This is a genomic window from Sinobaca sp. TMA16-18 (genome assembly GCF_059510535.1).
In genome coordinates, this window is record NZ_JCAKFM010000003.1 from 19,570 (window position 1) to 43,864 (window position 24,295).

Below are 24,295 nucleotides of genomic sequence, written 5' to 3' on the forward strand. Positions count from 1 at the left end.
CGTTCTTATTTACTCATAAAAGTATAACAAAAAACCGGCTTCCCTTAAAGGAAAGCCGGTTCAGATTAGACGAACATACCTGCAATCGAAGCACTAAGAAGCGATGCAAGAGCACCTGCTGCAACTGCACGAAGGCCAAGCTGAGCAATTTCTCCGCGTCTTTCCGGTACTAGTGCACCAAATCCACCAAGAATAATAGCCATGGAAGATAAGTTGGCAAAACCGCAAAGCGCAAATGTAATAACAATAACCGATTTCTCTGATAGGTTCTCAATTTCCGGTGCGAAAGAAGCATAGGCTACAAATTCATTAATAGCCAGCTTCTGGCCGATGTAGCTTCCGGCCTGCATCGCCTCTGCCCACGGCACACCAATCATAAAGGCGACCGGTGCAAACACATACCCCAGTATTAATTCCAGCGTCAGGTTACCGGCTCCAAAAACGCCGCCGACAGTCCCGAGCAGGAGATTAATCAACGCGATTAGCGCGACAAATGCAATCAGCATCGCCGCAACATTCAAGGCAAGCGTCATCCCTGTGGAAGCGCCACGGGCAGCTGCATCAATTACGTTTTGGGACTCGGTATCTTTTCCAATAACGATGTCATCTGTTGTATTTTCCGCCTCTGTCTCCGGCATCATCATTTTAGCCATGATAAGACCGGCCGGCGCTGCCATGAAACTTGCAGCAAGCAGATAGTTTAATGGAATACCAAGACCTGCATATCCGAATAGTACAGAACCTGCCACGCTGGCAAGTCCTCCTGTCATTACAGTAAACAACTCAGAGCGGGTCATGCTCGGAAGGTACGGTTTAACGACCAACGGGGCTTCTGTCTGCCCGACAAATATGTTTGCGGCGGCTGACATCGATTCGGCTTTGCTTGTACCCAGAATCTTTGAAAGAATACCACCGATGATTTTAATTACGACCTGCATTACACCTAAGTAATATAAAATTCCGATAAGTGAGCTGAAAAAAATGATAACCGGCAGGACGGTAAAAGCAAATATTGCCTCTTCCAGAATAAAATCACCGAACAGGAACTGCACACCTGCATTAGCACTGTTAATAACTTCCTGTACACCAATCGTAAACTGCTCCAGAACACTTCTTCCGAAACTCCACTGCAGAACGATAAAAGCAAAAAATACCTGAAACGCAAGACCACCTAAAATCGGCCGGAATTTTATTGATTTTTTTCCGGTAGACAGCAGAAAAGCCAGAAATAGTATAAAAACAATACCCATTAAACCCCATAAAAAGTTCATTGGCCGTCACTCACTCCTTTTTTGAAAACGCTCTCCTTCCCTTTAAATTAGGAAAGAACATGGATACTTTATCAAATAAATAACGAAAAGTAAACAGCCGTTTGCTGAATCGAACAAATTTTATGTAATATTCCTTTACATCATATACGAATCACAAAAAAATTCGTAATTTCACTGTGAATACCGTAAAAAAACAAAAAAATCCTGCCATTGATGATGGCAGGATTCCAATCGTATTTATTCTACGCTTAACCGAAGATCCGGAAGGTGATTAAGTATAAACTGTGATTTCTCTGAATCCGAACGCGATGAAAACTGGCGGTAGTATTTAAGTGCCGTTTCAAAATGGGCAGGCATATTATTATATTCATCAAGCACCCGGTCAAATGCATCATAAGCAAGCATTAATGCCCCAACCAGATCAGTGATCGGCATAATGTACGTTTTGGAGTCATGGTGGGAGGCTGTGCATAACGTCATGTGCTCCACCTGGTCATCGAAAAAAGCCGCTGCTTCTTCTACGTATGGACGGTAGAGCGGATCTACTGTTTTCGCTTTTTTTTCAAACAGCGAACGCCATTCCCGGCAGAAGCTGATCAAGTACGGGAGATCATCCTTTATAATAGTTATATCAAAACCAGCCTGTCTAATACGATCCATACTCATTGGTTCCATTGTCGTCTGGCTGGTCCCTACATAGTAAAATTTGCGGCGATAAGCTTTCATATGACACCCCGTCTTTCTAAATTAATCAATGTAGTTTATTTTTCTCATTGTAACACTTAACAAGAACGTTTCCTACTATTTTTATTCGGTCTTCTCTATCTGCTCAAGTTCCTCTATGATGCCATACACCGCCGTTATCCCGTGTTCGGCAGTTAAACAGGCCACACCGAGGGGTGTTCTCCAGAAATAATCAGGAATCACAGGTGCTCTTGCTGCGGGGGCCTGATACAGCGCTTTGTATATGCGCTGTACGTGAATCATGACATCCGGTTCCCCGGCAGTAGGATCTCCTCTTGCCGTATTAAAGACGAATTGAACAGACTTCAACAATGTATTTCCCGGCATATAGGCATACTCTTTGTAACGTTTTACTTTTTTCCCTGCTTCTGCTGCCAGCTCTTTTTCCACAGCCAGTTCAGCAGCCTGTTCTTCCAGATGCCGGTATACTACTTTCAGCACCTGCCGCTTTTCATTCATCATTAATTCATTTGTGTACACACTGCGAAGCATATCGTATGCCTGTCTTTCATTCATATTCTGCACTCACCCCTCTACCAATTAAAAGGAAAATCAAGTTCTGTATCCATCTGCCCTTTAATCGTTTTAATATAAACACGCTCTCCATTTAAAAACTCCCGGAAAGGGATTTGAACAGGGGGCCTGTTGCCTCCAATTCCTACATGAATAGAGAGGGTCTGCGGTACATAAACAGCGGTATGGATCGTGCCTGACCAGTTTTTGTAATCGTTTGTGTAAATTCCCTTCCCCTCATGATTAAACAAGTAAAACAGCTCAAGAGCCTGCACCCTGGATAAGTCCATCGATTTGAAAATCTTTTCCCTGCGGTATGAATCTTTTAAAAAATGGCGGTTCTCTTCCTGCAGCCTTTCGGTCACAAAATGATTGGTACACCAAAAGTCATCTTCCTGCCTGACCGCAAGCTTTCGGGGCGATGCTTCTACTACGGCACGCCGTCCGCCCGCATCATACATTGAATAATTAAAAGAATGGCGGTGCGGCACTTCTTTTAAAAACTGAACCGCTTCCTCTGTAGTGCGGCAGTTTTCAAGTACCATCCGGCAGATATTCGAGCAGACAAAACCCTCTTCCGGCTTAATACGGTGCACAAAATGATACCCGATTGCCAGGCCAAACTCGTTCATACCATCTGTACGCCCAACCATACGCTGGGAAAAACCAAATGTAGCAATTCCATCTTCCGGCTGATGCATCATCATCCGGCCTTCATATGTTTTTGGAAAGTAATCGTAATTTCTTGCATAGATGCCATTGACCATTAACGCACTGCAGCCGGCACGCACCCGGTCTCCCTGGTAGCCGCTGTATTCATGCACCACATCGTATAAAGGCCATTTCAGCTCTTCCGAGATTCCTTCCAACTCATCCCAAATACCGCTGGAGTAACGATTTAGAAGCTGTTTCGTATCTTTAAAATCAATGCTGTACCGCCTCGTTGATTTTTCACGCCGTTTCCAGTGTACCTTCTCAATTAATGTATCCTTCCACTCTCTGCCCTGCTCGCGTCCAATATCGTAATAACTGCCCCGATAAGCGCGAAGCGGCATATTTATCATTTTCATGGCAGACTCCTTAAAACTTTTATCTATTCCATTGTTTTGTACGGTATCGAAAAGCATTTCCTGCTCTCCAAATCCAGATCAGGCTGAAAAGAGAAGCTGCAGATGCAGCGGCGGCAGGAATCCAGAGCGTGAAGGATGCAAACAGAATCCCTCCCGCTGCCAGCAGCCAAAAGCTTATAAATAGAAACAGACGATTCTGCAGATGCAGAGAATATTCAAACGTAAATTGTTTCTGTCTTTCTTCTGACACTCTTTTTTTATCAGGTGCCCGTAGATACGCCTGCAGGTCTGACGGAGCGGAAAGCAGCGGCCGGGCATAATCTTTTACAATCCCCTGCCAGCCGTTACCAACGCCTCCCACATCCTCCTGGTTGGCAATAATCCATTCCATTACCGGGGGTTTAGATGCTTCAATTAAATCCAGCTCCGGATCAATAATATATAAAACACCGATTAAAGTAGACACGGCCCGTCCGAGAAAAGCAAATTCGCTCGGCATCTGGATTGGTTCTTTTTTCATTAAGTCCTGGATATCTTCGAGGTACGCTTCCACTTTCTGTTCATCCCACTGCGACATATCTTCTTGAAAATAACGGTCCATCAGTTCTTCAAATTTTTCTTTGAGCCGGTCTTTGTCGGCATGATCAAGCAGAAAGCCCAGCTCTCCCATAGCTTCGATGGAATCCTGATAGCGGTCAAACACAAACCCCGCTACAATTTTACGAAGGGAGACGGCCTGGGCCGGCGTAATCGTTCCTGCCATTCCAAAATCAATCAGCCAGAATGTACCATCTTTGTTTAAAAAAATGTTTCCCGGATGAGGATCGGCGTGAAACTTTCCCGGCTTTAGAGCCTGCTCCAGAAATCCTGTTAATAAACGAAGCGCCAGTTCCTCTTTTGGGAGCCCGTATTTTTCGATAAATGCCGTATCAGTCACTTTCACGCCATCTATCCACTCCATTACGAGAACTTTTTCCGTACAGAGCGACTCTTCATACACCGGGATGAAAAATTGTTCGGAATCTTTGTAGCGTTCACTAAAGTTCATCGCATTTTTATATTCTTTATAAAAGTTCAACTCATCGCCGATTACATCTTCTATTTCTTTATAAAGGCGCTTCATGTCTGTAGAATCCCCGATTTTCGTAAATCGGTCAGCAAGCGCCATTACCATGCGGAGCGCTTTAAAGTCGGCCCTGATAATCTTTTCGATACCTGGACGCCTGACTTTTACTGCCGCTTCCCTCCCATCAGCAAGCACGGCTTTATATACCTGTCCGATTGATGCTGCTGCTACCGGATTGGTATCAATAGATGTAAGGTGGTCATATATATTACTCTGCCACTCTGTCTCTATTATTTCCATACAGTCTTCCCATTTTTCCGGAGGCACACGGTCAATTAAATCAGATAATTCATCTATGAACTCTTTTGGCAGAATATCCGCACGGGTGCTTAAAAACTGGCCCAGTTTAATTAACAAACCTTCCAGTTCCAGCGCTTTGTTCCGGTAAATTGAGGCCTGCCTGCGCAGCAGCTCCCTCCACTTTGCTTCATCCCACTGTTTCGCATGACGTTTTTTAAACCATATTACTTTTAAAAACATAGAAATGCTCATTGTTAAAATAGTAATAATACGATACCAGGACATAAATTTCACGGGAATCCCCTCATTTTCCGGCAGTACACCGTCTAGAGCTTCTGCTTCTGTTATATTATGGTATCATAGAAACATGAATTTTCTTACTAATATGAATGTGTGGGATGGGAGGTCTTTACATGGCCCTTCGTGATCGGTTTATTCTGCTTTTTATATTCGTTGGCGCTTTAGCTGCACTGGTTGTATCTATTGAAGAAATGCGCCTTTACCCATATGCTTCTGCAGTACTTTTCTTCTTTGCTGTAAGTATGGCAGGATTTCTGCTTTTCTATCCTCACGTAAGCTCAGCAGCTGCTGCCGCCGGCACTGTTATTTTAACTATTGGGTTTATTCTGCTCCCTATTATAGAAGGCTCCACTTTTCTATGGCCGGCTGTTATTTTAACTATTTTGACAGCCGCTGCCGCGTCGGCGCGGGTTTACACGCATAATCAGTCTTCTTCCTAACAGCAAAAAACATCAGACCCCGGGGACTGATGTTTTTTATCTATTTGCTTTTATTACAGGCAGGACCAGCGTCTTACATCACTCACAAGTTCTGTGATATCACTATTTTTGAATTCTGTGCCTTTTAATTCCTCGGTAAATAAATAAATAATAATCGTATGCCTGTCGCGATTATCAATTACTTCTACACTGCTTTTTTCAGCTTTTTCATTTACTACAGGAAGCTGGAGCCTCTTGCTGACTTGTTCTGCGTCAATTCGGCCTTTAGGGATATCAAGGACAATTTTCAAGTGATCATCCATATCATCACAAATCATTCCCCAGCGTTTACCAAACCAGGCTCTGCAGCCTGTTGTGCTAATAAGAGTTAGTCCGTAGGGCGGTGTTGGCACAAATTTTGTACTGGCCCACCCTTTAAGTTCCATGGCGCTGCAGAGCTCTTTAGCTTTTTCTACCACCAGCGTATGTTGATTTTCTTTAACTGGCATGTAAATCCCTCCTTCAAACTTACTCTACACCGCATTATGAATTTTCCCTTACTAGAGAAAATTCAGAATATAATGTTGTTACATTAATGTACCACAACCTCAAAGTGGTTGTCGATGATTTTACAAAAACGTAAAGAAAGCGTATTCAAACAGGTGGGAAATATCCCCTTTTTACTTTATAATACGGTATATATATTTCATAACAGCGGCAGTACGTAACAAAACCGAAATAATCAGGAGCACACAAGGTCTCTTTTCCTTCAAATAATCACATTTATATACTCGTTTTCTTCATTATATTGTTTCAGATTATTCAATAATCGTTCCCATCTTAAAAATCCACCTAAAAGACATAAAGTTTAATCAAATTAAAATAGTATTTTAGCAGAAATATTGTTAGTATATAAAATAGTGAATATTTATTGAAGGGAAGACGTATATGACGTGGAATGCTAAAAACATAACAAATATACTTGCTGCTCTCATTGTAATTGGGATCCTCGTATACTTTTTCGGCTTTAACAGTTCAAATGAAAGTGCTGATGATTCAAATAACGAGTCTTCACCTGATCAGGAATACTCGTTGGATGATTATGAAGGGTACGGGGTGAGTTCGTCCAACCAGCAGGCCGTTGATACCGGGATGGCCATACTGGATCAGGGTGGGAATGCTGTTGATGCAGCAGTCGCTGTGTCTTTCGCACTTGGAGTAACAGAACCGTTCGGCTCTGGTATCGGCGGCGGCGGCGGCATGATGTACATGCCGTCAGCTGCAGATGTGCCTACATATTACGATTACCGGGAAACCGCCACAAGCACCAATCCTGCTGATCAAATCGGCGTACCCGGATTCGTAAAAGGCATGCAGACGATTCACGAGCAGCACGGAGAGCTTCCAATGGAAGATCTTCTGCAGCCGGCGATCGATTACGCTGAAAACGGCTTTGAAGTGGATAACACGCTTGCCAACAGGCTTACCTATGCTAAGGATAGGATCATGGTAAATGGACCTCTGCCCGAAAACTTTTTCCCTAACAATGAACCAATTCAGGAAGGTGAAACACTCGTACAGCCTGAACTTGCTCAAACGCTGCGTACGCTTCAGGAAAATGGACTGGATGATTTTTATGAAGGCGAAATTGCCAACCAGATTAGTACGGATGTAGCACATATTGAACCTGCTGACCTGCAGAATTATACGGTAGCTGAAACTGAAGCGGCGGCCGGCGAATTTGAAGGCAGCACCGTTTATTCAGCCGCACCTCCTCTTTCCGGCATTACCATTATCCAAATGCTTGGCATGGCCGAATATTTAAATGCCGGAGATGTCATAGATAACGAAGCGGAATACGTAAGGCTCGTAAGCGAAATTACGAGACAGGCGTACTTTAATCGTTTGAATCGATTAGGTGACCCTGCGTTTGAGGAAGTAGATGTAGAATTACTAACAGGCAGCACTTATATCGAGAACCGTGCAGATTTTGTTCAGGAAAGCAGACTTGACAATGTCACTGCTTTAGACGAACATGATGGAGTTGAGCACACAAGTACCACTCATTTTGTTATTATGGATGAAGAAGGTCAAACGATCTCAGCTACGAATACCCTTGGTAACTTCTTTGGTTCCGGAAACTATATAGACGGGGCCTGGATGAACAGCCAGCTCGGCAACTACAGTGATGATCCCGAGTCACCTAACTTTCTTGAAGAAGGCAAGCGTCCAAGAAGCTTTATGGCTCCGACTATTATTCAAGGGGAAAACAATTCCTCCGTTATGGGACTCGGTTCTCCGGGCGGAGACCGTATTCCAAGCTCAATAGTGGAATTTCTGCTAAGACAGGCCTACACGGATGAAAGTGTTCAGGATTCCGTAGATCACGGAAGGTTCCATCCGGAAGTAGACTTGATTCATATAGAAGAGCGCATGGCAAATGACCAGCTGATTGAAGATCTCGAAGCTTACGGCTACCAGACAGAAGTCCAGTCGGTCGCTACGTACTTTGGGAACATGACCGGCCTTGTCCGAAACAATGAAGAGGAAACAATGGAAGGCATTTCTGACGACAGACGCGGTGGAGCCTACGATATTAATTAATAAGAAAGAAGGAAACAGATGTGTTAATACACTCAAAAAAAGTAATGATGAAAGTATTCCCCTACGTGTTTTTGGTTGCTCTTGTATTCTTTATGTATTTCTTTAAATCTGATGAAGTGTTAACTCACCAGGAACAGGAATACATCGACTCCCAGCTTTACGAAGAAGAAAGCAGCGATTTGTTCAGCGATTCGGAATAAGCCTTTAGGCTGTTCCACGCTGCATACAAGTTTGTTACAAGAGGATAGTCCAGCTAGAACAAGTAAAAGCCTGAAATCGTTTCGCTTCACAGACGTAGGTGTCTCTTCTGTACATACTATAGTAGAGACACTTTCCTTATGTGTAAAAACTTCCTGTAGGGCTCTTCTTGAAATCATGAGGAGGAGAAAAACATGCTTTTAATCATTTTGGCCTGTTTAGTGCTCGTGTTAATAGGCCTGTTGGAAAAACGTAAACACGACCGGGAAATTGATAAAATCCCTCTGCGTATTAACGTAAACGGCATAAGAGGTAAATCAACGGTAACCCGGCTTATTACCGGTATCCTGACCGAAGCAAATTACAAAACGATCGGTAAAACAACCGGTACGGAAGCAAGAATGATATATTGGGACCGCTCGGAAAAACCTATTATCCGAAAACCTGAAGGAGCCAACATTAAAGAACAGAAATTCATGCTTCAAAAAGCTTCTTCCAAAGGAGCCGAAGCTTTTGTTTCTGAATGTATGGCCATCAACCCGGAATACCAGCGGATTCTGCAGCAGGATTTCCTGAAAGCCAACATCGGCGTTATTCTAAATGTATATGAGGATCATATGGATATTATGGGTCCCTCGCTTGATCACGTAGCAGATGGCTTCACTACAACTATTCCGTATAACGGAAAATTGATTATCGGAAAAGGTCCTTATTACGATCTCTTTTCCAAAATAGCTAAAGAGCGCAACACGGAAGTATTTGTTGCGGACGAAGATGAAATCCCGGAAGGATTTCTTCAAAAGTTTTCGTACATGGTTTTCCCTGAAAATATAACTATTCCTCTTGCTGTAGCTAAGGCGGTAGGAATTGATAAAGAAACGGCACTGCGCGGCATGCTTCGTGCCAATCCAGACCCCGGCGCGCTTAGAATTCTTTCGCTCGCCCAGGCCGGAAAAGAGCCATCCTTTATGATTAATGGATTTGCTGCCAACGATGCCCATTCTACTTTATCGATTTGGGACCGCCTTAAAGATTCGGCGTTTATGAAAGACGATACTATGATTATTATGAACTGCCGGGAAGATCGTGTAGACCGCACAAAAGATTTCTGCGAAAACGTGCTTCCCTACCTTCCAGCTAATAAGCTTGTGTTAATTGGACGTAACGTCTACCCTGCTTTGAAAGCAATGGAAAAAGGCCTTCTGCCTTATAACCGTGTCATTAACCTAGAAGCAGAAAACCGTGAAATGATTTTAGAAACAGTAAAAAGAGAAGCCAACGGCTCTACTATTTACGGAGTCGGAAACATCCATGGAATGGGCGAACTATTCATGGAGGAATTAAGAAATTCTCCTGATGTAATAGAGAGAAATGTCGGCGAGGAGGCCATTTAATTGTTTGGAACAGATTTATATATTGCTTTAGTGGTAGGAGTCGTACTTAGTCTCATTTATGCAGAACGCACCGGCATTATGCCGGCCGGCCTTATTGTGCCGGGCTACCTTGCCCTTGTATTCGACCAGCCTGTATTTTTGCTTGTTATCTTCCTAGTCAGCTTGTTCACTTATTTGATTGTTACGTACGGTCTTTCACGCTTTATGGTACTTTACGGCCGCAGAAAATTTGCTGCGATGTTGTGTACAGGAATTGTGCTCAAACTATTATTTGATTACTTTTACCCCATACTCCCCTTTGAAATATATGAATTTAGAGGACTTGGTGTTATTGTTCCCGGACTCATTGCAAATGCTATGCAGCGTCAGGGTGTTATCCCTACGGTAGCAAGCACGATTGTATTAACGGCTGCAACGTTTGTCATTATTACACTCTACTATCTGATTTAGGGGTTATACACATGAGAAAAAAATGGAGTTTTAAAGAGCGTGTACTCGCTTTAACAAAACAAGAAAAAAAGAAAGGATTTCGGCATGCTATTATTGCAATCATCATCTGCATAGTACTAATCACCGTTATCCGAATCGCTGAACCCCCTGCTGAAAGCAGCACGGACCGAGTATCAAATGAATCGGTGTTTTCCGCTGCTATGGTTGGAGACATGATGATGGGCCGCCACGTGGAGGAAGTAGCCACACGGGATGGCTATGAAGCATTATTTCAGTACACCGGAGATTTATTTAATCAGGTGGACTACATGACAGGAAACTTTGAAAATCCAATCGTAGATGAAGGCGATGATGTGCCGGAGGCGGATAAAATTATCCACCTGAGTGCACAATCTGAAGCTATACAAGCGCTCGAAGCATATAATTTCTCAACAGTAAACCTCGCTAATAACCATATGCTCGATTATGGGCAGGAGGGTCTTACAAACACAATGAATGCTTTCGACGACTCTTCTATTACAGCTGTTGGTGCCGGCAGAAACGAAGTCGAGGCATCCGGTTATTCTTTAGGAGAATACAACGGCCTTAACGTCGCCACACTAGGTGTAAACGATATTACCTATTCTGCTATGGAGCAGCCCGGTCCTGATTCCCCCGGTGTATTAACATCGGACCCGGAGGAATTCATTCCGGCGATCCAAGAGGCTCAGGAAGAAGCTGATCTGGTAGTAGTACACCTTCACGCCGGCCAGGAGTATGACAGCTCCCCTACGACCCGTCAGCAGGAACTGGCCCAGGCCATTGCTGATGCCGGTGCGGATATTGTCATAGGCCATCACCCGCACGTGCTTCAATCTGTAGATGTTTACAACGACACCTTAATCATGTATTCAATGGGTAACTTTATTTTTGACCAGGGCTGGACTCGTACACGAGACAGCGCAGTGGCAGAATATGAATTAATGGAAGACGGCACGGCACGCGTTGAGTTTAAACCTTATCGTATTTTTGAGGCACAGCCGCGTCCCGTTGAAGGATTAACTGAATTTGTCCACCGTTTCCGTATTTTCCGTCAGTTGACAAAAGATACAACAAATGAGGAAGCTATCGTAGAAAACGATGAACGACTCATTTTTGAAGTAGATCATTCCCACGTTTTAGAAGACAGCCAGCCATAACAAAAAGGGAAACGCGAAAAATCGCGTCTCCCTTTTTTTACGTTAATTTTTTAGCCTTGGTTTGTCGGGCGGATGATTATTTCATTTACATCAACATGAGGCGGCTGGTTAACAGCGTAAAATACGCCCTCTGCTATATCTTCACTTGCAAGTGGCGTCATGGAACCAAGACCAATACCGTCTTTTAGGAAAGACATGGCATCCTCGTCTGTAATTGTATCAGTTAGCTCTGTCTCCACAATACCCGGGGAAATAGAAGTAGTGCGGATATTGCTTTCCGCAAGTTCCTTGCCCATGCCTTCCATAATGATACGTGCCGCAAATTTAGTACCGCAGTATACGGCTCCGGTCGGCATTACTTCATGACCGGCTACAGAAGACGTCGTCAGGATATGTCCTTCATTGCGCTCTATCATGTGCGGAAGAACGGCTGCTACACCATATAATACTCCTTTGATGTTCACATCGACCATTTGGTCCCATTCATCCACTTTTGTATTCTTCATAAATGAAAGCGGCATCAGGCCTGCATTATTAAACAATACATCAATTTGCCCAAACTCATTTATAGCAAATTCCGCCAGCTCTTTCATTTCTTTTTCAGATGTTACATCTGTGGTTTTGTATACTGCTTTGCCGCTTCCGCCGTTCAGCTTGTTTTGCAGCTCTTTAAGTCTATCTTCTCTTCTGGCAGCTAATACAACGTTAGCTCCTTCTTTTACAAAACGTTCTGCTGTTGCTTCTCCAATACCGCTGCTTGCACCGGTAATAATGATTGTTTTGCCATTCCAATTACTCATCTTTTATCACTCCATTATTTTTGGTTACCTCCCTACCTTTCCCACTTTTTTTCGCTGTTAACCTTAATTGCTTAATTTTTTTATAATGTAATAAAAATGAAAGATTTGCTTCCATTTTTATCGGTTCGTATCATCCACAGGTGCTCGAAAAATTTGTTCTGCATTTCTTAATAAATCAGGACAATGCTGTTCCACTCTGCTGCTTTCCCACGTCTGGTATAGGATTTTATTATCTTTGGTTTAATTAATTGATTCTTTTTCTCCTGTAGGCGATTCAACTGACCGATACGGGAAGAATATGCTGCTATCCATGCAGGTCATGGGATTCGATCATTTACTTGTATGCTGATAGGCAGTTCATAGTCCGTGTGTCGAATCTTCGTATAATGCGCCTTTTTCTTTCATAGGGATGATCAGCTCCTGGTCAAATGCGTAGATATACGATTCCTGCACAGGCTCTCCCCATATGGCAGAAAGGGCTTCTTTATACACATCCAGCTGAAATTGATATTTTTCTTTCATACCTGCCATGTGTTCTTCCCGGGTTTTGTTTTCTACATTGGACAAACGGTCTGTTTTGTAATCGATAAGCACGAGATCACCATGTTCATTTCGAAAAACACAGTCAGCCATCCCCTGGAGAACCGTTATGTCTTCTCCACCAGATTCAGGTATAGGACGCCCGTAAGTAAAGGGTACCTCACGCCAGACGTCTGTGGAGCGGATCAGCGCCTGGCCGAGACGGCTCTCAAAAAAAGGCATAACTTTGCTTTCTTCTATTACTTCCGCCTGTTCTTTCGTGAGCCAGTTTCCTTCCACAAGTTGGGTTTTAAGCTGGGTCAAATCCGCTGTAGTGACAGGCTCTTCCAAAAGCACATGTTCCATTAGTATATGAAAAGCAGTTCCTCTTTCCTGAGGAGTTACTGTTTTTTCCTGAAGAAACCGGGGCCGCTCCGCTCCGGCTGAGCGGAAGCCGGTCTGAACGGCCGGCTGTTCGCTGTAAGGGTCAGAAATAGCCTGCTTCCATTCGCTCACGGTTTGCTTGGAGCGCAGTACTACTGTGTCGGCATACGGATATTCCCAGTTCATTCTTGCGCTGACGCCTTCATTTTCCGCGGTATAGCCCGGTACAGGATCAAGGTGAACGAGCGCTTCTTTTTCCTGCATGTTTAACTGCTCGGGCTCTTCCCTTTCTCCAGTCAATGTATGCTGTTCAATCACTTCTACGTTCCAGCTGGAGGCGTCCATTAGAAAATCCATCCGTGATGATTCCTGCCATTTTGCGTGATCGGCGTGACGAAGAACGGCCGGCATAATCCAGTCAAAAAACGTTTTAGCCTGAAGTCTGTCAAATGCCGAAAGCGTCTCTCCGGCCTGAGCCGCTGTGACAGCCCATTTAGAAAAATCCGATACTGCATCTTTAACTGTACCTACTAAAACAAACTGCTCTTTCGCCCGCGTTAATCCTACATACAGCATTCTCATTTCTTCTGCCAGCAGTTCTTTTTTTTCCCTGATTTTGATGGCTGCCTGGGGAAGGGATGTTTTCACAATTCGTTTGGACGGATTAATATATTTGGTGCCGATTCCTAAATTTTGATGAAGAAGAATATCGTTGTACATATCACGCATATTAAAATCCTTGCTTAATCCGGAGAGAAAGACGATTGGAAATTCAAGCCCTTTGCTTTTATGAATTGTCATCAGCCGGACTACTTCTTCTTTTTCTCCAAGGGTACGAGCGGTTCCCATATCGTCTCCTTTTTCCTGAAGCCGTTCGACAAACCGGAGAAAGCGGAATAATCCTCTAAAAGAAGTCTGCTCATAAGCCCGTGCCCTGTCGTACAGAGCCAGCAGATTCGCCTGTCTTTGTTTTCCGCCGGGGAGTCCTCCCGTAAAGTCATAATAGCCGCTTTCCTGAAGTACCCGCCAAATAAATTCAGGCAGCGACTCCTGACGGGAGTATGTCCGCCATTCTTCCAGCGTCTTTAAAAAAGTATGAATTTTTTCTTTGCAGGAAGCGGTTTCCGCTGCAGCCAGCAGCGCATCATAATAGGTGCCCCCTGTATCAGCCATCCGTATCTCTGCCATCTCTTCTTCGCTGAACTGGCCGATTGGGGAACGGAGCACGCTTGCCAGCGGAATATCCTGAATCGGGTTATCAATCACATGCAGAAGCGACAGCACAATATGAATTTCAACTGCTTTAAAATAACCGGTCCGAAGCTCTGCATACACGGGTATCTGCAGTTCACGGAACTCTTCCATCATCGCTGTGGACCAGGCCATAGAACGCATCAGAATGACAAAATCATTGTAGCGGACCGGGCGCGGTTCTCCTGTCCGGTCATCGATAACCTGTTTTTTCTCTTCCATCATTTGATGGATGCGGCCGGCAATGTAACGTGCTTCCAGTACGGCTTTTTCTGTATCTTCCTCTGATTCTTCCACTTCCATACCGGAAAGAGGGGTACCCCGGTTAATAACAGCAATATCTGCCGTAGGGTCTGCTTCTGTTTTGAACCCTTCATTTCCCTGTTTAAGAGCAGCTTCTGCATCATAGGCAATTCCACCAATATCTTTGTCCATCAGCTGCCGGAAAATAAAATTAGAGGCATCAATAACGTTTTTGCGGCTGCGGAAGTTTTTATCGAGATTAATTTTCCAGCCATTTTCTGAGTCTTCTGTTGTATAGCGTTCGTATTTATCGATAAACAGGCCGGGTTCAGCCAGCCGGAACCGATAAATACTCTGCTTTACATCCCCCACCATAAACAGCCGGTCCGGTGCCGCCACCAGCTGAAGGATTGCTTCCTGTACGTAGTTTGTATCCTGGTACTCATCAACAAGCACTTCCTGGAAATGATTCTGATAATAGGCGGATGCCTGTACACTGCCTGATTGATCCCGTAGAATCTGCAGGGTTAAGTGTTCCAGATCGGAAAAATCAGCCACCCCTTTTTCCCGTTTATTCTCCGTAAAACGGCTGTTCAGCTCCTCGGCAGCAAGCGTCAGTTCCTTCACTGCCGGAACCATAAAATGCATGTCTTCCAGCATTTTTTCCGGAGATTGGTACAGCAGTTCTTTTGTATTTTTCACAATTTCTTTTGCTTTATCCCGCAGCTGCTTTGCTTCCACCTTTAACGATTCATCCACATCATGTTTTTTCGTAATAGGCTTCAGTCCCGCAGGCAGAACCGCATGAACACCGGCATAAAGCTGCTCCAGCGTGTCGTAGTCTTTAATAATTGAAAGCTGTTCAATATCGGAGCGGATCGCCTCAGCATAAGGAAACGGACCGGACGGGGCGTTCGTCAGTTCTTCGGCACGGTGAAGCATTCGAAGTGCCCCTTCAAGCGTAATACGGATTTCCTGGATAATTTCCCGGGACCACGGATGTTCATTTAAATTATCCCCGCTGAGCGTTTCATACTGGCTGCTCATTTCCTGGAGCCAGCGGTCCGGATCCGGATGGGCCCGCGAGAAATCATAAAGCCTTCGGATCAGCTGGCGCAGCCTTTCGTCATTTCGATTGCCGCTGTAAGAATCAGCTGCCTGAATGAAAAAGCTGCTTTCCGGCTGTTCGTATTTTTCTTCCAGAATTTGTTCGAGTATTTCTTCTTTCATCCATTCCCCTTCGGTTTCATCCAATACGCGGAACTTCGGGTCGAGTTCAACCTGAAAGTAATGCCTGCGGATGACGCTCATGCAAAAAGAGTGCAGTGAGGAAATTTGGGCTTTATTTAGTAAAAATAGCTGCCTGCGCAGGTGAAGCGAACCCGGTTTTTCCTGTATTTCTTTTTCCAGCGCTTTACCGATTCTGGTTTTCATCTCGGCGGCAGCGGCATTTGTAAAAGTCACAATAAGCAGGCGGTCAATATCAATGCCGCTTTCTTCGTCGATCACCTTTTGAATAACCCGCTCCACCAGGACAGCCGTTTTTCCACTTCCTGCAGCAGCTGCAACGAGCGTGTCCGCTCCGCTTCCGGAAACAGCTTCCCATTGGCTGTCTGTCCAACGGACATTATCCGGCTTAGCCTTTCTTGTTCTTTTCATCAGATGACTCCCCCTCTCCGAGTAACTCTTTTTTAATCGTCTTATCGTCTGCCTTTAATACTCTGAAATGATTTGCTTCAAACTGCTGGTCAAACTGGCAGACGGCTTTGAAAGAACAGAACGTACAGGCTGTATCGTTTCCAATTTTGTAGGGATTTATCTCTACAGCTCCATGCATAATACGCTCTCCGGCTTCCAGCAGCTTCTTCTGGATAAACTGGTGGACCGCCTGGAAATTCTCCCGGCTGATTGTGGATTTGGTTTTGGAGAGCTCTCCGCTTTTTTTCATTCTGGCAGGAATGGTCGTCGAATGCCCTTCCTTTAAATCCGTGTCCATCAGGCGGACCGATTCTTCATCATCTGCAATAAGACCTTTCATTTTATACTCTTTAAACAACCGTTCTTCGATATCATCTGCTGAATCATCCTCTACGTTTACAAATGGATCATGGATATGAAAATAGAGGATACCGGCCGGATCGGCTTTTTCCCCAATCCACTCTTCTGCGTAGGTCATTACTATATCCAGATAAACGAGCATCTGCAGAGCCAGTCCAAAGTACACCTCGCTCAGGCGGATGTCTTTCACACTCGACTTGTAATCAATGACGCGGAGCAGCACACCGTCCGGCCCCTCCGCTCTGTCCACGCGGTCAATTCTTCCTGCTATCTCCATCTTCGTGCCATTCTCAAGCGTAAACGTCATTGGCGGAAGGTCCTGATGTTCGCCGAACGCTACTTCTAAAGCGATCGGGGAAAACGCAGACTGTATAGACTGTTTTCTCATTACAAGAGACGCTCTTGTGATCGTCTCCTGCAGCTTTTTCTGCACAAAAGCGTGCTTGGCACTGCTGGAAAGAATTTCCCGCTGGACTTTTGGTGCAAGCTGGTCTACTGCATGGGCGGCTTTCTCGATGCATTCCTGTTCTGTTACATCTTTCCATTCTTTTCCTTCGCTTTGAATGGCTTCTGTCATATCTTTTAAGGCTGCATGAAAAAACTGGCCGATATCCGGTGCTTCCAGCGTATACGTATCCCGCTCTTTCAGCCTCAGGCCGTAGGAGGCAAAATGGGCAAAGGCACATTTTTCAAACTGTTCTACTCTGGATACACTTGCTTTCAAAGACGTTCCGTACAGCTGAGTGCTCATCTGTTCAGTAAGTGGGTAAGCTTTATTTTTATAAAAAATGCTTTCCATGCCTTTAACAAAATCAGGATGCGCTGCCGGACTCTGTGCATACCAGTTATACACGCCCCACCATAAATCGGATATCGCTTCTCCCGCCTTCCATCGCTGCAGCTGGTAAATCAGCTGGGACAGTGTTCGTCTGGATGAGTGGACAAACATTGCTTCCTGCTCTTTTGACTGGAATTCCTGCGGCTCTGCATACACAAATTCTTCCTGCAGGCCGGGCATCATATCTTTTATCTGGCTGATGAGAATAGAAGGCTGCTGCGCCTCTCCTTTTTCATTGGCAAGCGGATAGCTGACATACAGCTCCCTGGAGGGCAGGCTCAGAGCCCTGTATACGAGAAAAGATTCATTTAACAGTTTCTGGCTCGACGTATGTGCGAGGGAAACCCCGCTTTCCTGAAACCATCTGCGGTCTTCGTCTCCAAGAATCCCATCCTCTTCCATCGTGGACGGGATAATTCCTTCATTTACGCCAAGTACAAAGAGCAGTTTTACATCTTCGAGGCGCGAGCGCTCCATGTCGGCAGCACTCACCTGATCAACCGCCGGTGGAACCAACCGGAATAACAGGCTTTCCAGCCCTGCTTCCAGCAGTTTCCGGTAGCGGGTCATGCTCATTTTTTCATCGCCTGCTACTTCTACAATTTGATCAAACAGCTCCATCAGTTCACTCCATACCTGCTCGTGTTCCCCCGCTTTTGTCAGATCGTTATGTTCCAGCGCCAAATCCCTTAGTTTTTCCAGTTTTGCCGGAATATCCAGCTCCTCTAGAAAGCGGTACACCGCAGCGGTATAGGCTTCCACCGTTGTTCCTTTTTTTAATCGTTTTTCCAGCGGCATTACCTGGTCTTTAATCATTTCTTTTTGTTCATTAATCAGCTGTTCTATTTCTTCTTCTGCGCGGGATCGTTCATAATATTCTCCGGCCGACGTACGGAACCGGGAAAAAGACCAGTTTTCTTTGCTTTTCCAATGTTTTTCTTTAATTCCATACGCCAGAACATAGTTTTCCAGCCGGTCCATGTCTTTACGGCATGATTCCCAGTCCTTTGAAACCGGGAAAAACATGTCTGTTTTTACGGCACGAAATACGGCTTCATAACGCCAGCTTTCTGTAAGCCATTCCAGTACCGATCGTAAAAATTCAAGCACAGGGTGATGCTCCATTTTTTTCGTCTGGTCTGTAAAAAGCGGAATCCCGTGATCCCGAAAAGAAGTCTGCAGTAAATCATCGTAATCTCCGATGTTACGTGCCATGACGGCAATATCTTTAAAGCGGTATCCGTCTTCTTTTACTTTTTCCAGAATCGTTCTCGCTGTATGATCCACTTCTACCCGTTTATTGGCCGGGCTCCATATGTGCACATGCGGAGCTTGTGCGATCGTATGAACTGGGCGTTTCTCAAAGTATGCTTCCAAATGCCTGAGATCAGGCTTCCGTGCTTCTTTGTCTTCTTCTGCTTCAAATATACTGACCTGCTGCTCTTTATCGGCGGTCATACGCTGAAGCAGATGAAACGTCTCTGCCGGCTCCTTAAAGAGGTCTAAAGCATGGGTGTCCTGTTGTATATGCGCTTTATCCATCGTAAGGGCTATCGTCGTCTGCTCTGCTTTTTCTATCAGCATCGTTAGAATTTCCATTTCCTGCGGGGTAAACGAATGAAAGCCATCTATATAAATCCGGCAGCCTTCCAGCATACGGGAATGGGGCAGCTTGTCACGGAGCATGGGAAGGTAGTCTTCCAACCCTACAAAGCGGCCTTTCATTTCTGCTTCCATTTTCTCCCACAACAGCAGTATATCCGACAGCTTATCAGAAAGGATTTTGTCGTTAGCCGTTTGAATGGGTTTTTGTTCTGCCTGTTCTTTTATATCGTTAATATGACCGGGTTCCACGTTGTAGCGCTGAAACTCTTTAAGCATCATATCCATATTTTCAATAAAGCCGGGGGTATCCGATGATTTAGTGAAAAGTTTAAAATGGGTTTTATGCTCTTCCATGACTTTGCGTAATAGTACATGCATTCCCTGTTTCTGCAGAAAGGTGTGAGTAAGGCCGCCCTGCTCCTGCAGGATGCGGCGGGCCAGTCTTGGAAAGCTGTACACCTGGGCACGCTGAAGGCCAACCGTGTGCTTTTTAATTAATTTTTGTTCGGATATAAATGTCATCTGGTCGGGAACGAGTAAAATAATCGGCTTTCCCGCAGGATTGTCTTTTGACTCTTTAATAATATGATCATGCAGTGTTTCCGTTTTTCCTGTGCCTGTTCTTCCGATAAAGTAATGCACTGTCATATAGATGCTCCCTTCTGTGGATCTTCGTTCAATAGAATCATATGTTCGCCTATGTACTATTTTAATATAAAATATTGGAAAAGGTAAGGATTATTGCCTTTGATTATAACGTTCATGACTTCTTTTTTAATAAAAAAAAGAGCCCTGAAACAGGACTCTTTTTGAACTATTACCCTTCCAATAAAAGGGATTCCGGATCTTCCAAAAGCTGCTTGACTTTTACGAGGAAGCTTACTGCTTCTTTTCCATCAACAATGCGGTGGTCGTAAGAAAGTGCAAGGTACATCATTGGACGATTTTCCATTGTCTCTTTATCTACAGCTACCGGTCTCCACTGGATAGTGTGCATACCGAGAATACCTACCTGCGGGCCATTTAAAATTGGCGTAGACAAGAGGGAGCCGAATACTCCACCATTTGTAATGGTAAAGGAGCCGCCCTGCAGATCCGGCAGGGTTAACTTATTATCGCGCGCTTTTTTGGACAGTCCGATAATTTCCTGTTCAATTTCAGGAAAAGACAGACGATCTGCATTACGAACTACCGGAACGACTAATCCGTCATCTGTGGAAACAGCCATACCAATATCATAAAATTTCTTTTTCACTACTTCTTTGCCTTGAATTTCAGCATTAAGAAGCGGGAACTGCTTTAAAGCTGCAATAACTGCTTTGGTAAAGAAAGACATAAAGCCAAGACGAACTTCATGGGAATCCTGGAAGGAATCCTTTCTTCTGCTTCTTACATCCATAATAGCTGTCATGTCTACTTCATTGAATGTAGTAAGCATAGCTGACGTCTGCTGTACTTCAACCAGGCGGTTTGCAATGGTCTGGCGGCGGCGGGAAAGCTTTTCCCGTTCGACCGGCTTCCCGGCAAACTCATCTTTGCTTTCTTTTGGTTTGCTTTCTTTAGCAGGAGCTTCCGACTTCGCGGCAGCTTTTGTATTGCTTTCGTAGTTCTCTACGTCTTCTTTTCTTACACGGCCAAGTGGATCTCTTGTTGGAATATCATCAAGATTTAATCCCTTTTCACGCGCAAGTTTTCTTGCCGATGGCGAAGCAACAGGAGATTCAGAAGGAGAAGCATCGCTTTCCTCTGCATCTGACTGTTCTTTAGAAGCAGCCGGTGCTTCTTCTTTGGCTTCTTCTTTGGATTCTTCTTTTTTAGGTTCTTCTTTAGACGACGTTTCTTCGGATGCTTCTGTGCTTCCGCCGGCTTCGCCGTTCTGGTCGATCACTGCGATAACGTCTCCGACTTCCACTGTATCGCCGGGCTCTTTAAGAAGTTCTTTAATAACGCCTGCTTCTTCACTTGGAATTTCAACGTTTACTTTATCCGTTTCCAATTCAGCTATATTTTCGCCTTTTTCCACGTAATCGCCTGGTGACTTCAGCCACTCTGCAATCGTTCCTTCTGTAATTGATTCAGCAAGCTCTGGTACTTTTATTTCCGCCATGAGTAAATCCTCCTTGTTATTTTCCTCTCAATGCTTCATCGATAATACGGCTTTGTTCTTTTTTGTGGACTTTAGGATCTCCCTCAGACGGGCTTGAACGCCTGCGGCGTCCGATATATTCTGTTGTGATTTTGCTGCCTGCCACGCTTCTTAGAAGCGGCTGTACGTAATTCCAAGGTCCCATATTGGACGGCTCTTCCTGTACCCATTTGAATTCTTTTACGTTAGGATACTGTTCAAGCAGTTCTGCAATTTTATCGTCCGGGAACGGATATAATTCTTCAATTCTTACAATATGCGTATTGTTTACTTCTTTTTCGTCTTCGATTGCTTCATGAAGATCAATTGCCATTTTTCCTGTAGCAAACAGCATACGTTTTACTTTCTTAGGTTCTTTGCCTGTTTTAGGATCTTCTACGATGGACTGGAACATTCCTTTGCTGAACGCATCCGGTCCAGACGCTACGTTCTGATTTCTTAACAGGCTTTTTGGTGTCATAAGCACAAGCGGTCTCATCTCTTCTTTACCAAGGAAAGAAGCCTGGCGGCGAAGCAGATGGAAATACTGCGCTGAACTGGACAAGTAGGCGACATTCCAGTTGTTCTCAGCAGCAAGCGTTAAGAAACGTTCCAGCCGTGCACTGGAATGCTCGGGCCCCTGTCCTTCATAACCGTGTGGAAGCAGCATAACCATTCCTGATTTCTGCCCCCATTTAGCGCGTCCCGCTGAAATAAACTGGTCAAATATAACCTGGGCGGCGTTGGCAAAATCACCAAACTGTGCTTCCCATAAGACTAGTGTTTCTGGAGCCTGAACGTTATAGCCGTATTCAAATCCTACAATAGCGGCTTCAGACAGCGGGCTGTTATGCACGGCAAAGGACGCTTTTGCTTTGGAAAGTGTGTGCAGCGGAGAATAAATATCGCCGTTCTCGCTGTCATGAAGAACGATATGTCTCTGGGCAAATGTCCCGCGCTCGGAATCCTGGCCTGTCAGACGTACCGGTGTTCCATCGGAAATGATACTTGCAAAAGCAAGTGTTTCTGCATGGGCCCAGTCTACTTTTCCGCCTTCCTGAAGCGCATCTTTTCTTCTTTCCAGAATTTTTTTCAGCTTCGGAAAGACGTTAAATTCTTCCGGCCAGGTAATTAATTCTTCATTCAGCTGCTGCAGATCATCAATATTATAAGAAGTGTTTACCTGCGGCAGGTGCTTTTCGACTTCCTCAGGGATGCTAACATCTTCAGCATCCTCTGATTTATCCCCTGACACCCGGTCATAGTTCTCCTGCAGGTGCTGCAGGCTGTCTTCTTTATATTTCTCAGCTTCCTCATTGGAAAGCAGTTCATCTTTAACAAGCTCGCCGGCATACACTTCGCGAGCCGTTGGATGACTTCTGATGACCTCATACAAATGCGGCTGTGTGGAAGCCGGTTCATCCATCTCGTTATGGCCGAAACGACGGTATCCAATCAGGTCAATGACAAAGTCTTTATTAAATTTGTTACGGTATTCATGTGCTAAGTGAATAGCTGCCAGACAGGAATCTGCATCATCGGCATTTACATGTACAATTGGAATTTCATATCCTTTAGCAGGGTCACTTGCATACGTTGTACTTCTTGAATCATGCGCGTCTGTAGTAAAACCAAGCTGGTTGTTTGCAATAATGTGAAGCGTTCCACCAGTCTGGTATCCTTTTAAACGGCTCATATTGAGGGTTTCTGTAACTACACCTTCGCCGGGGAAAGCTGCATCCCCGTGAATAAGTACTGCGATTGCTTTGTTTGTATCCTGCTGAGGAAAACCTGGTTCGCTGCGGCTGTCCTGAGCGGCTCTGGCGTAGCCTTCCACCACGGGGTTAACAAATTCGAGGTGACTTGGGTTATTCGCAAGCGTGATCGTTGCATCGACGCTTTCTTTTTGAATTTCTTTATTGGCTCCAAGGTGATACTTTACATCCCCGGTCCAGCCATAGTTCAATCCAATTGATCCTTCAGAAGGAACCAGATCTTTGTTAGGTGAATGCTGGAACTCGGAAAATATTAAATCATATGGCTTACCAAGGACGTTGGATAATACGCTTAAACGTCCACGGTGGGACATACCGATCATGACATTTTCTGCACCTTCATGAATGGCATCCTGTACAAATTCGTCCACCATCGGTACCAGCGCGTCTACTCCTTCAATAGAGAAACGCTTCTGACCGACAAATGTTTTATGAAGGAACTGCTCAAATGATTCGACATCTGTCAGCTGCTTTAACAGCGCTCTTCGTCTGTCATCGGAGAGACCTTTATATATTTCACCGGACTCTACTTTTTTATTGAGCCATCTATGTTCTTCCACATCATGAACATGGTTGAATTCGAAAGCAATAGAGCGGGTGTACATGCTTTTCAAATGATTAATGGCTTCAAAGCCGTTCGTTACTCTCTCTGGTGCGTCTTCACAGATAATATACGCTGGAAGCGCCTGCAGATCTTCTTCAGAAAGGTTATATTCATTAATTTTTAAAAAGGACGTTTCCTCGCCCGGCTTGGCAAGAGGATTAATATCTGCAGACAGGTGTCCGTGTATACGGATGTTTTCTGCAAGTTTTACTGCGTTGGCAATTTTGTCTACGTCTATGGAAGAAACATCCGTTACGGTAGTGCTGGAATCTGCACTTACCCCTGCAGTAGGAGCTGTACCATTAACTGGTGCCCCATATTGCTCAAACCATTCTCTCATTTCACTATCAATAGAATCTGGATCTTCCGTGTATTGGTCATAAAGATCCATTAAATACCCCAGGTTGGGGCCATAAAATTCTTGCCATGCTTCTTGCTTGGCTGAATTTTTACTCATCTGTTCCATACCTCCGCTGCTGTGTAATTATGATACAAGACGAAATAGGTTTTCATGTGTTTACCGGCATGTTTTTTTCTTAAATCATAAACCACTTCTTTTCACGTCATTTTAGCGATGTGCTTTGTG

At 44.6% G+C, this 24,295-nt stretch carries 17 protein-coding genes; 6 read left to right on the plus strand and 11 right to left on the minus strand.

The window, feature by feature from the left end; all coding sequences use genetic code 11:
- Positions 1–65 precede the first annotated feature (65 nt).
- The 5 genes from AC5W14_RS06345 to AC5W14_RS06365 all read right to left on the minus strand — a co-directional run bounded on the left by AC5W14_RS06345 (position 66) and on the right by AC5W14_RS06365 (position 5,249).
- Positions 66–1,271, minus strand: a complete 1,206-nt coding sequence (locus AC5W14_RS06345) for a NupC/NupG family nucleoside CNT transporter (protein ID WP_496058502.1) — start codon at positions 1,269–1,271, stop codon at positions 66–68.
- A gap of 237 nt (positions 1,272–1,508) precedes the next feature.
- Positions 1,509–1,997, minus strand: a complete 489-nt coding sequence (locus AC5W14_RS06350; protein ID WP_496058503.1) for a hypothetical protein — start codon at positions 1,995–1,997, stop codon at positions 1,509–1,511.
- An 81-nt stretch (positions 1,998–2,078) separates the two neighbouring features.
- Positions 2,079–2,531 (minus strand): hypothetical protein, encoded by a 453-nt coding sequence (locus AC5W14_RS06355; RefSeq protein ID WP_496058504.1) that lies wholly within the window; start codon positions 2,529–2,531, stop codon positions 2,079–2,081.
- Positions 2,532–2,548: 17 nt separating this feature from the next.
- Entirely contained in the window at positions 2,549–3,598 is a 1,050-nt protein-coding gene (locus tag AC5W14_RS06360) for a C45 family autoproteolytic acyltransferase/hydrolase (protein WP_496058505.1), read from the minus strand.
- A gap of 19 nt (positions 3,599–3,617) precedes the next feature.
- Positions 3,618–5,249: an ABC1 kinase family protein gene (locus AC5W14_RS06365; protein WP_496193953.1), complete on the minus strand. Its 1,632-nt coding sequence runs from the start codon at positions 5,247–5,249 to the stop codon at positions 3,618–3,620.
- A gap of 128 nt (positions 5,250–5,377) precedes the next feature.
- Between AC5W14_RS06365 and AC5W14_RS06370 the strand changes: the two genes are divergently transcribed.
- Entirely contained in the window at positions 5,378–5,704 is a 327-nt protein-coding gene (locus AC5W14_RS06370) for a hypothetical protein (protein ID WP_496193954.1), read from the plus strand.
- A 53-nt stretch (positions 5,705–5,757) separates the two neighbouring features.
- On the opposite strand, the gene AC5W14_RS06375 is transcribed toward AC5W14_RS06370, so the two are convergent.
- Positions 5,758–6,192, minus strand: coding sequence for a hypothetical protein (locus tag AC5W14_RS06375; RefSeq protein WP_496193955.1), 435 nt, complete (start codon positions 6,190–6,192; stop codon positions 5,758–5,760).
- Positions 6,193–6,631: 439 nt separating this feature from the next.
- On the opposite strand from AC5W14_RS06375, the gene AC5W14_RS06380 reads away from it, so the two are divergent.
- From AC5W14_RS06380 to AC5W14_RS06400, 5 genes are all read left to right on the plus strand, one after another.
- Positions 6,632–8,287 carry a gamma-glutamyltransferase family protein gene (locus tag AC5W14_RS06380; RefSeq protein WP_496193956.1) on the plus strand — a complete coding sequence of 552 codons (1,656 nt, stop codon included), beginning with the start codon at positions 6,632–6,634 and terminating at the stop codon, positions 8,285–8,287.
- A 20-nt stretch (positions 8,288–8,307) separates the two neighbouring features.
- On the plus strand, positions 8,308–8,487 hold the full coding sequence (locus AC5W14_RS06385) for a hypothetical protein (protein ID WP_496193957.1): 180 nt from the start codon (positions 8,308–8,310) through the stop codon (positions 8,485–8,487).
- Positions 8,488–8,679: 192 nt separating this feature from the next.
- On the plus strand, positions 8,680–9,879 hold the full coding sequence (gene pgsB, locus AC5W14_RS06390; RefSeq protein WP_496058510.1) for a poly-gamma-glutamate synthase PgsB: 1,200 nt from the start codon (positions 8,680–8,682) through the stop codon (positions 9,877–9,879).
- Entirely contained in the window at positions 9,880–10,329 is a 450-nt protein-coding gene (gene pgsC / locus AC5W14_RS06395) for a poly-gamma-glutamate biosynthesis protein PgsC (RefSeq protein ID WP_120194319.1), read from the plus strand.
- Between the two features lie 11 nt (positions 10,330–10,340).
- Entirely contained in the window at positions 10,341–11,507 is a 1,167-nt protein-coding gene (locus tag AC5W14_RS06400) for a CapA family protein (RefSeq protein WP_496058511.1), read from the plus strand.
- 50 nt (positions 11,508–11,557) lie between these two features.
- Here AC5W14_RS06400 and AC5W14_RS06405 read toward each other — a convergent pair whose 3' ends face one another.
- The 5 genes from AC5W14_RS06405 to AC5W14_RS06425 form a co-directional block, all read right to left on the minus strand.
- Positions 11,558–12,307: an SDR family oxidoreductase gene (locus AC5W14_RS06405; protein ID WP_496058512.1), complete on the minus strand. Its 750-nt coding sequence runs from the start codon at positions 12,305–12,307 to the stop codon at positions 11,558–11,560.
- Positions 12,308–12,664: 357 nt separating this feature from the next.
- Positions 12,665–16,363 carry a helicase-exonuclease AddAB subunit AddA gene (gene addA, locus AC5W14_RS06410; RefSeq protein ID WP_496193958.1) on the minus strand — a complete coding sequence of 1,233 codons (3,699 nt, stop codon included), beginning with the start codon at positions 16,361–16,363 and terminating at the stop codon, positions 12,665–12,667.
- Positions 16,341–19,853, minus strand: a complete 3,513-nt coding sequence (gene addB, locus AC5W14_RS06415; protein WP_496193959.1) for a helicase-exonuclease AddAB subunit AddB — start codon at positions 19,851–19,853, stop codon at positions 16,341–16,343. Before addB ends, addA begins: the two co-directional genes overlap by 23 nt.
- 169 nt (positions 19,854–20,022) lie before the next feature.
- Entirely contained in the window at positions 20,023–21,312 is a 1,290-nt protein-coding gene (gene odhB, locus AC5W14_RS06420; protein ID WP_496058515.1) for a 2-oxoglutarate dehydrogenase complex dihydrolipoyllysine-residue succinyltransferase, read from the minus strand.
- A 16-nt stretch (positions 21,313–21,328) separates the two neighbouring features.
- Entirely contained in the window at positions 21,329–24,166 is a 2,838-nt protein-coding gene (locus tag AC5W14_RS06425) for a 2-oxoglutarate dehydrogenase E1 component (protein ID WP_496193960.1), read from the minus strand.
- Positions 24,167–24,295 lie beyond the last annotated feature (129 nt).

What these genes read in the sequence shown, in the direction of transcription:
- AC5W14_RS06345 (WP_496058502.1), bottom strand. Translation starts at nt 1,271, where the DNA reads ATGAACTTTTTATGGGGTTTAATGGGTATTGTTTTTATACTATTTCTG.
- AC5W14_RS06350 (WP_496058503.1), bottom strand. Translation starts at nt 1,997, where the DNA reads ATGAAAGCTTATCGCCGCAAATTTTACTATGTAGGGACCAGCCAGACG.
- AC5W14_RS06355 (WP_496058504.1), bottom strand. Translation starts at nt 2,531, where the DNA reads ATGAATGAAAGACAGGCATACGATATGCTTCGCAGTGTGTACACAAAT.
- AC5W14_RS06360 (WP_496058505.1), bottom strand. Translation starts at nt 3,598, where the DNA reads ATGAAAATGATAAATATGCCGCTTCGCGCTTATCGGGGCAGTTATTAC.
- AC5W14_RS06365 (WP_496193953.1), bottom strand. Translation starts at nt 5,249, where the DNA reads ATGTCCTGGTATCGTATTATTACTATTTTAACAATGAGCATTTCTATG.
- AC5W14_RS06370 (WP_496193954.1), top strand. Translation starts at nt 5,378, where the DNA reads ATGGCCCTTCGTGATCGGTTTATTCTGCTTTTTATATTCGTTGGCGCT.
- AC5W14_RS06375 (WP_496193955.1), bottom strand. Translation starts at nt 6,192, where the DNA reads ATGCCAGTTAAAGAAAATCAACATACGCTGGTGGTAGAAAAAGCTAAA.
- AC5W14_RS06380 (WP_496193956.1), top strand. Translation starts at nt 6,632, where the DNA reads ATGACGTGGAATGCTAAAAACATAACAAATATACTTGCTGCTCTCATT.
- pgsB (WP_496058510.1), top strand. Translation starts at nt 8,680, where the DNA reads ATGCTTTTAATCATTTTGGCCTGTTTAGTGCTCGTGTTAATAGGCCTG.
- AC5W14_RS06400 (WP_496058511.1), top strand. Translation starts at nt 10,341, where the DNA reads ATGAGAAAAAAATGGAGTTTTAAAGAGCGTGTACTCGCTTTAACAAAA.
- AC5W14_RS06405 (WP_496058512.1), bottom strand. Translation starts at nt 12,307, where the DNA reads ATGAGTAATTGGAATGGCAAAACAATCATTATTACCGGTGCAAGCAGC.
- addA (WP_496193958.1), bottom strand. Translation starts at nt 16,363, where the DNA reads ATGAAAAGAACAAGAAAGGCTAAGCCGGATAATGTCCGTTGGACAGAC.
- addB (WP_496193959.1), bottom strand. Translation starts at nt 19,853, where the DNA reads ATGACAGTGCATTACTTTATCGGAAGAACAGGCACAGGAAAAACGGAA.
- odhB (WP_496058515.1), bottom strand. Translation starts at nt 21,312, where the DNA reads ATGGCGGAAATAAAAGTACCAGAGCTTGCTGAATCAATTACAGAAGGA.
- AC5W14_RS06425 (WP_496193960.1), bottom strand. Translation starts at nt 24,166, where the DNA reads ATGAGTAAAAATTCAGCCAAGCAAGAAGCATGGCAAGAATTTTATGGC.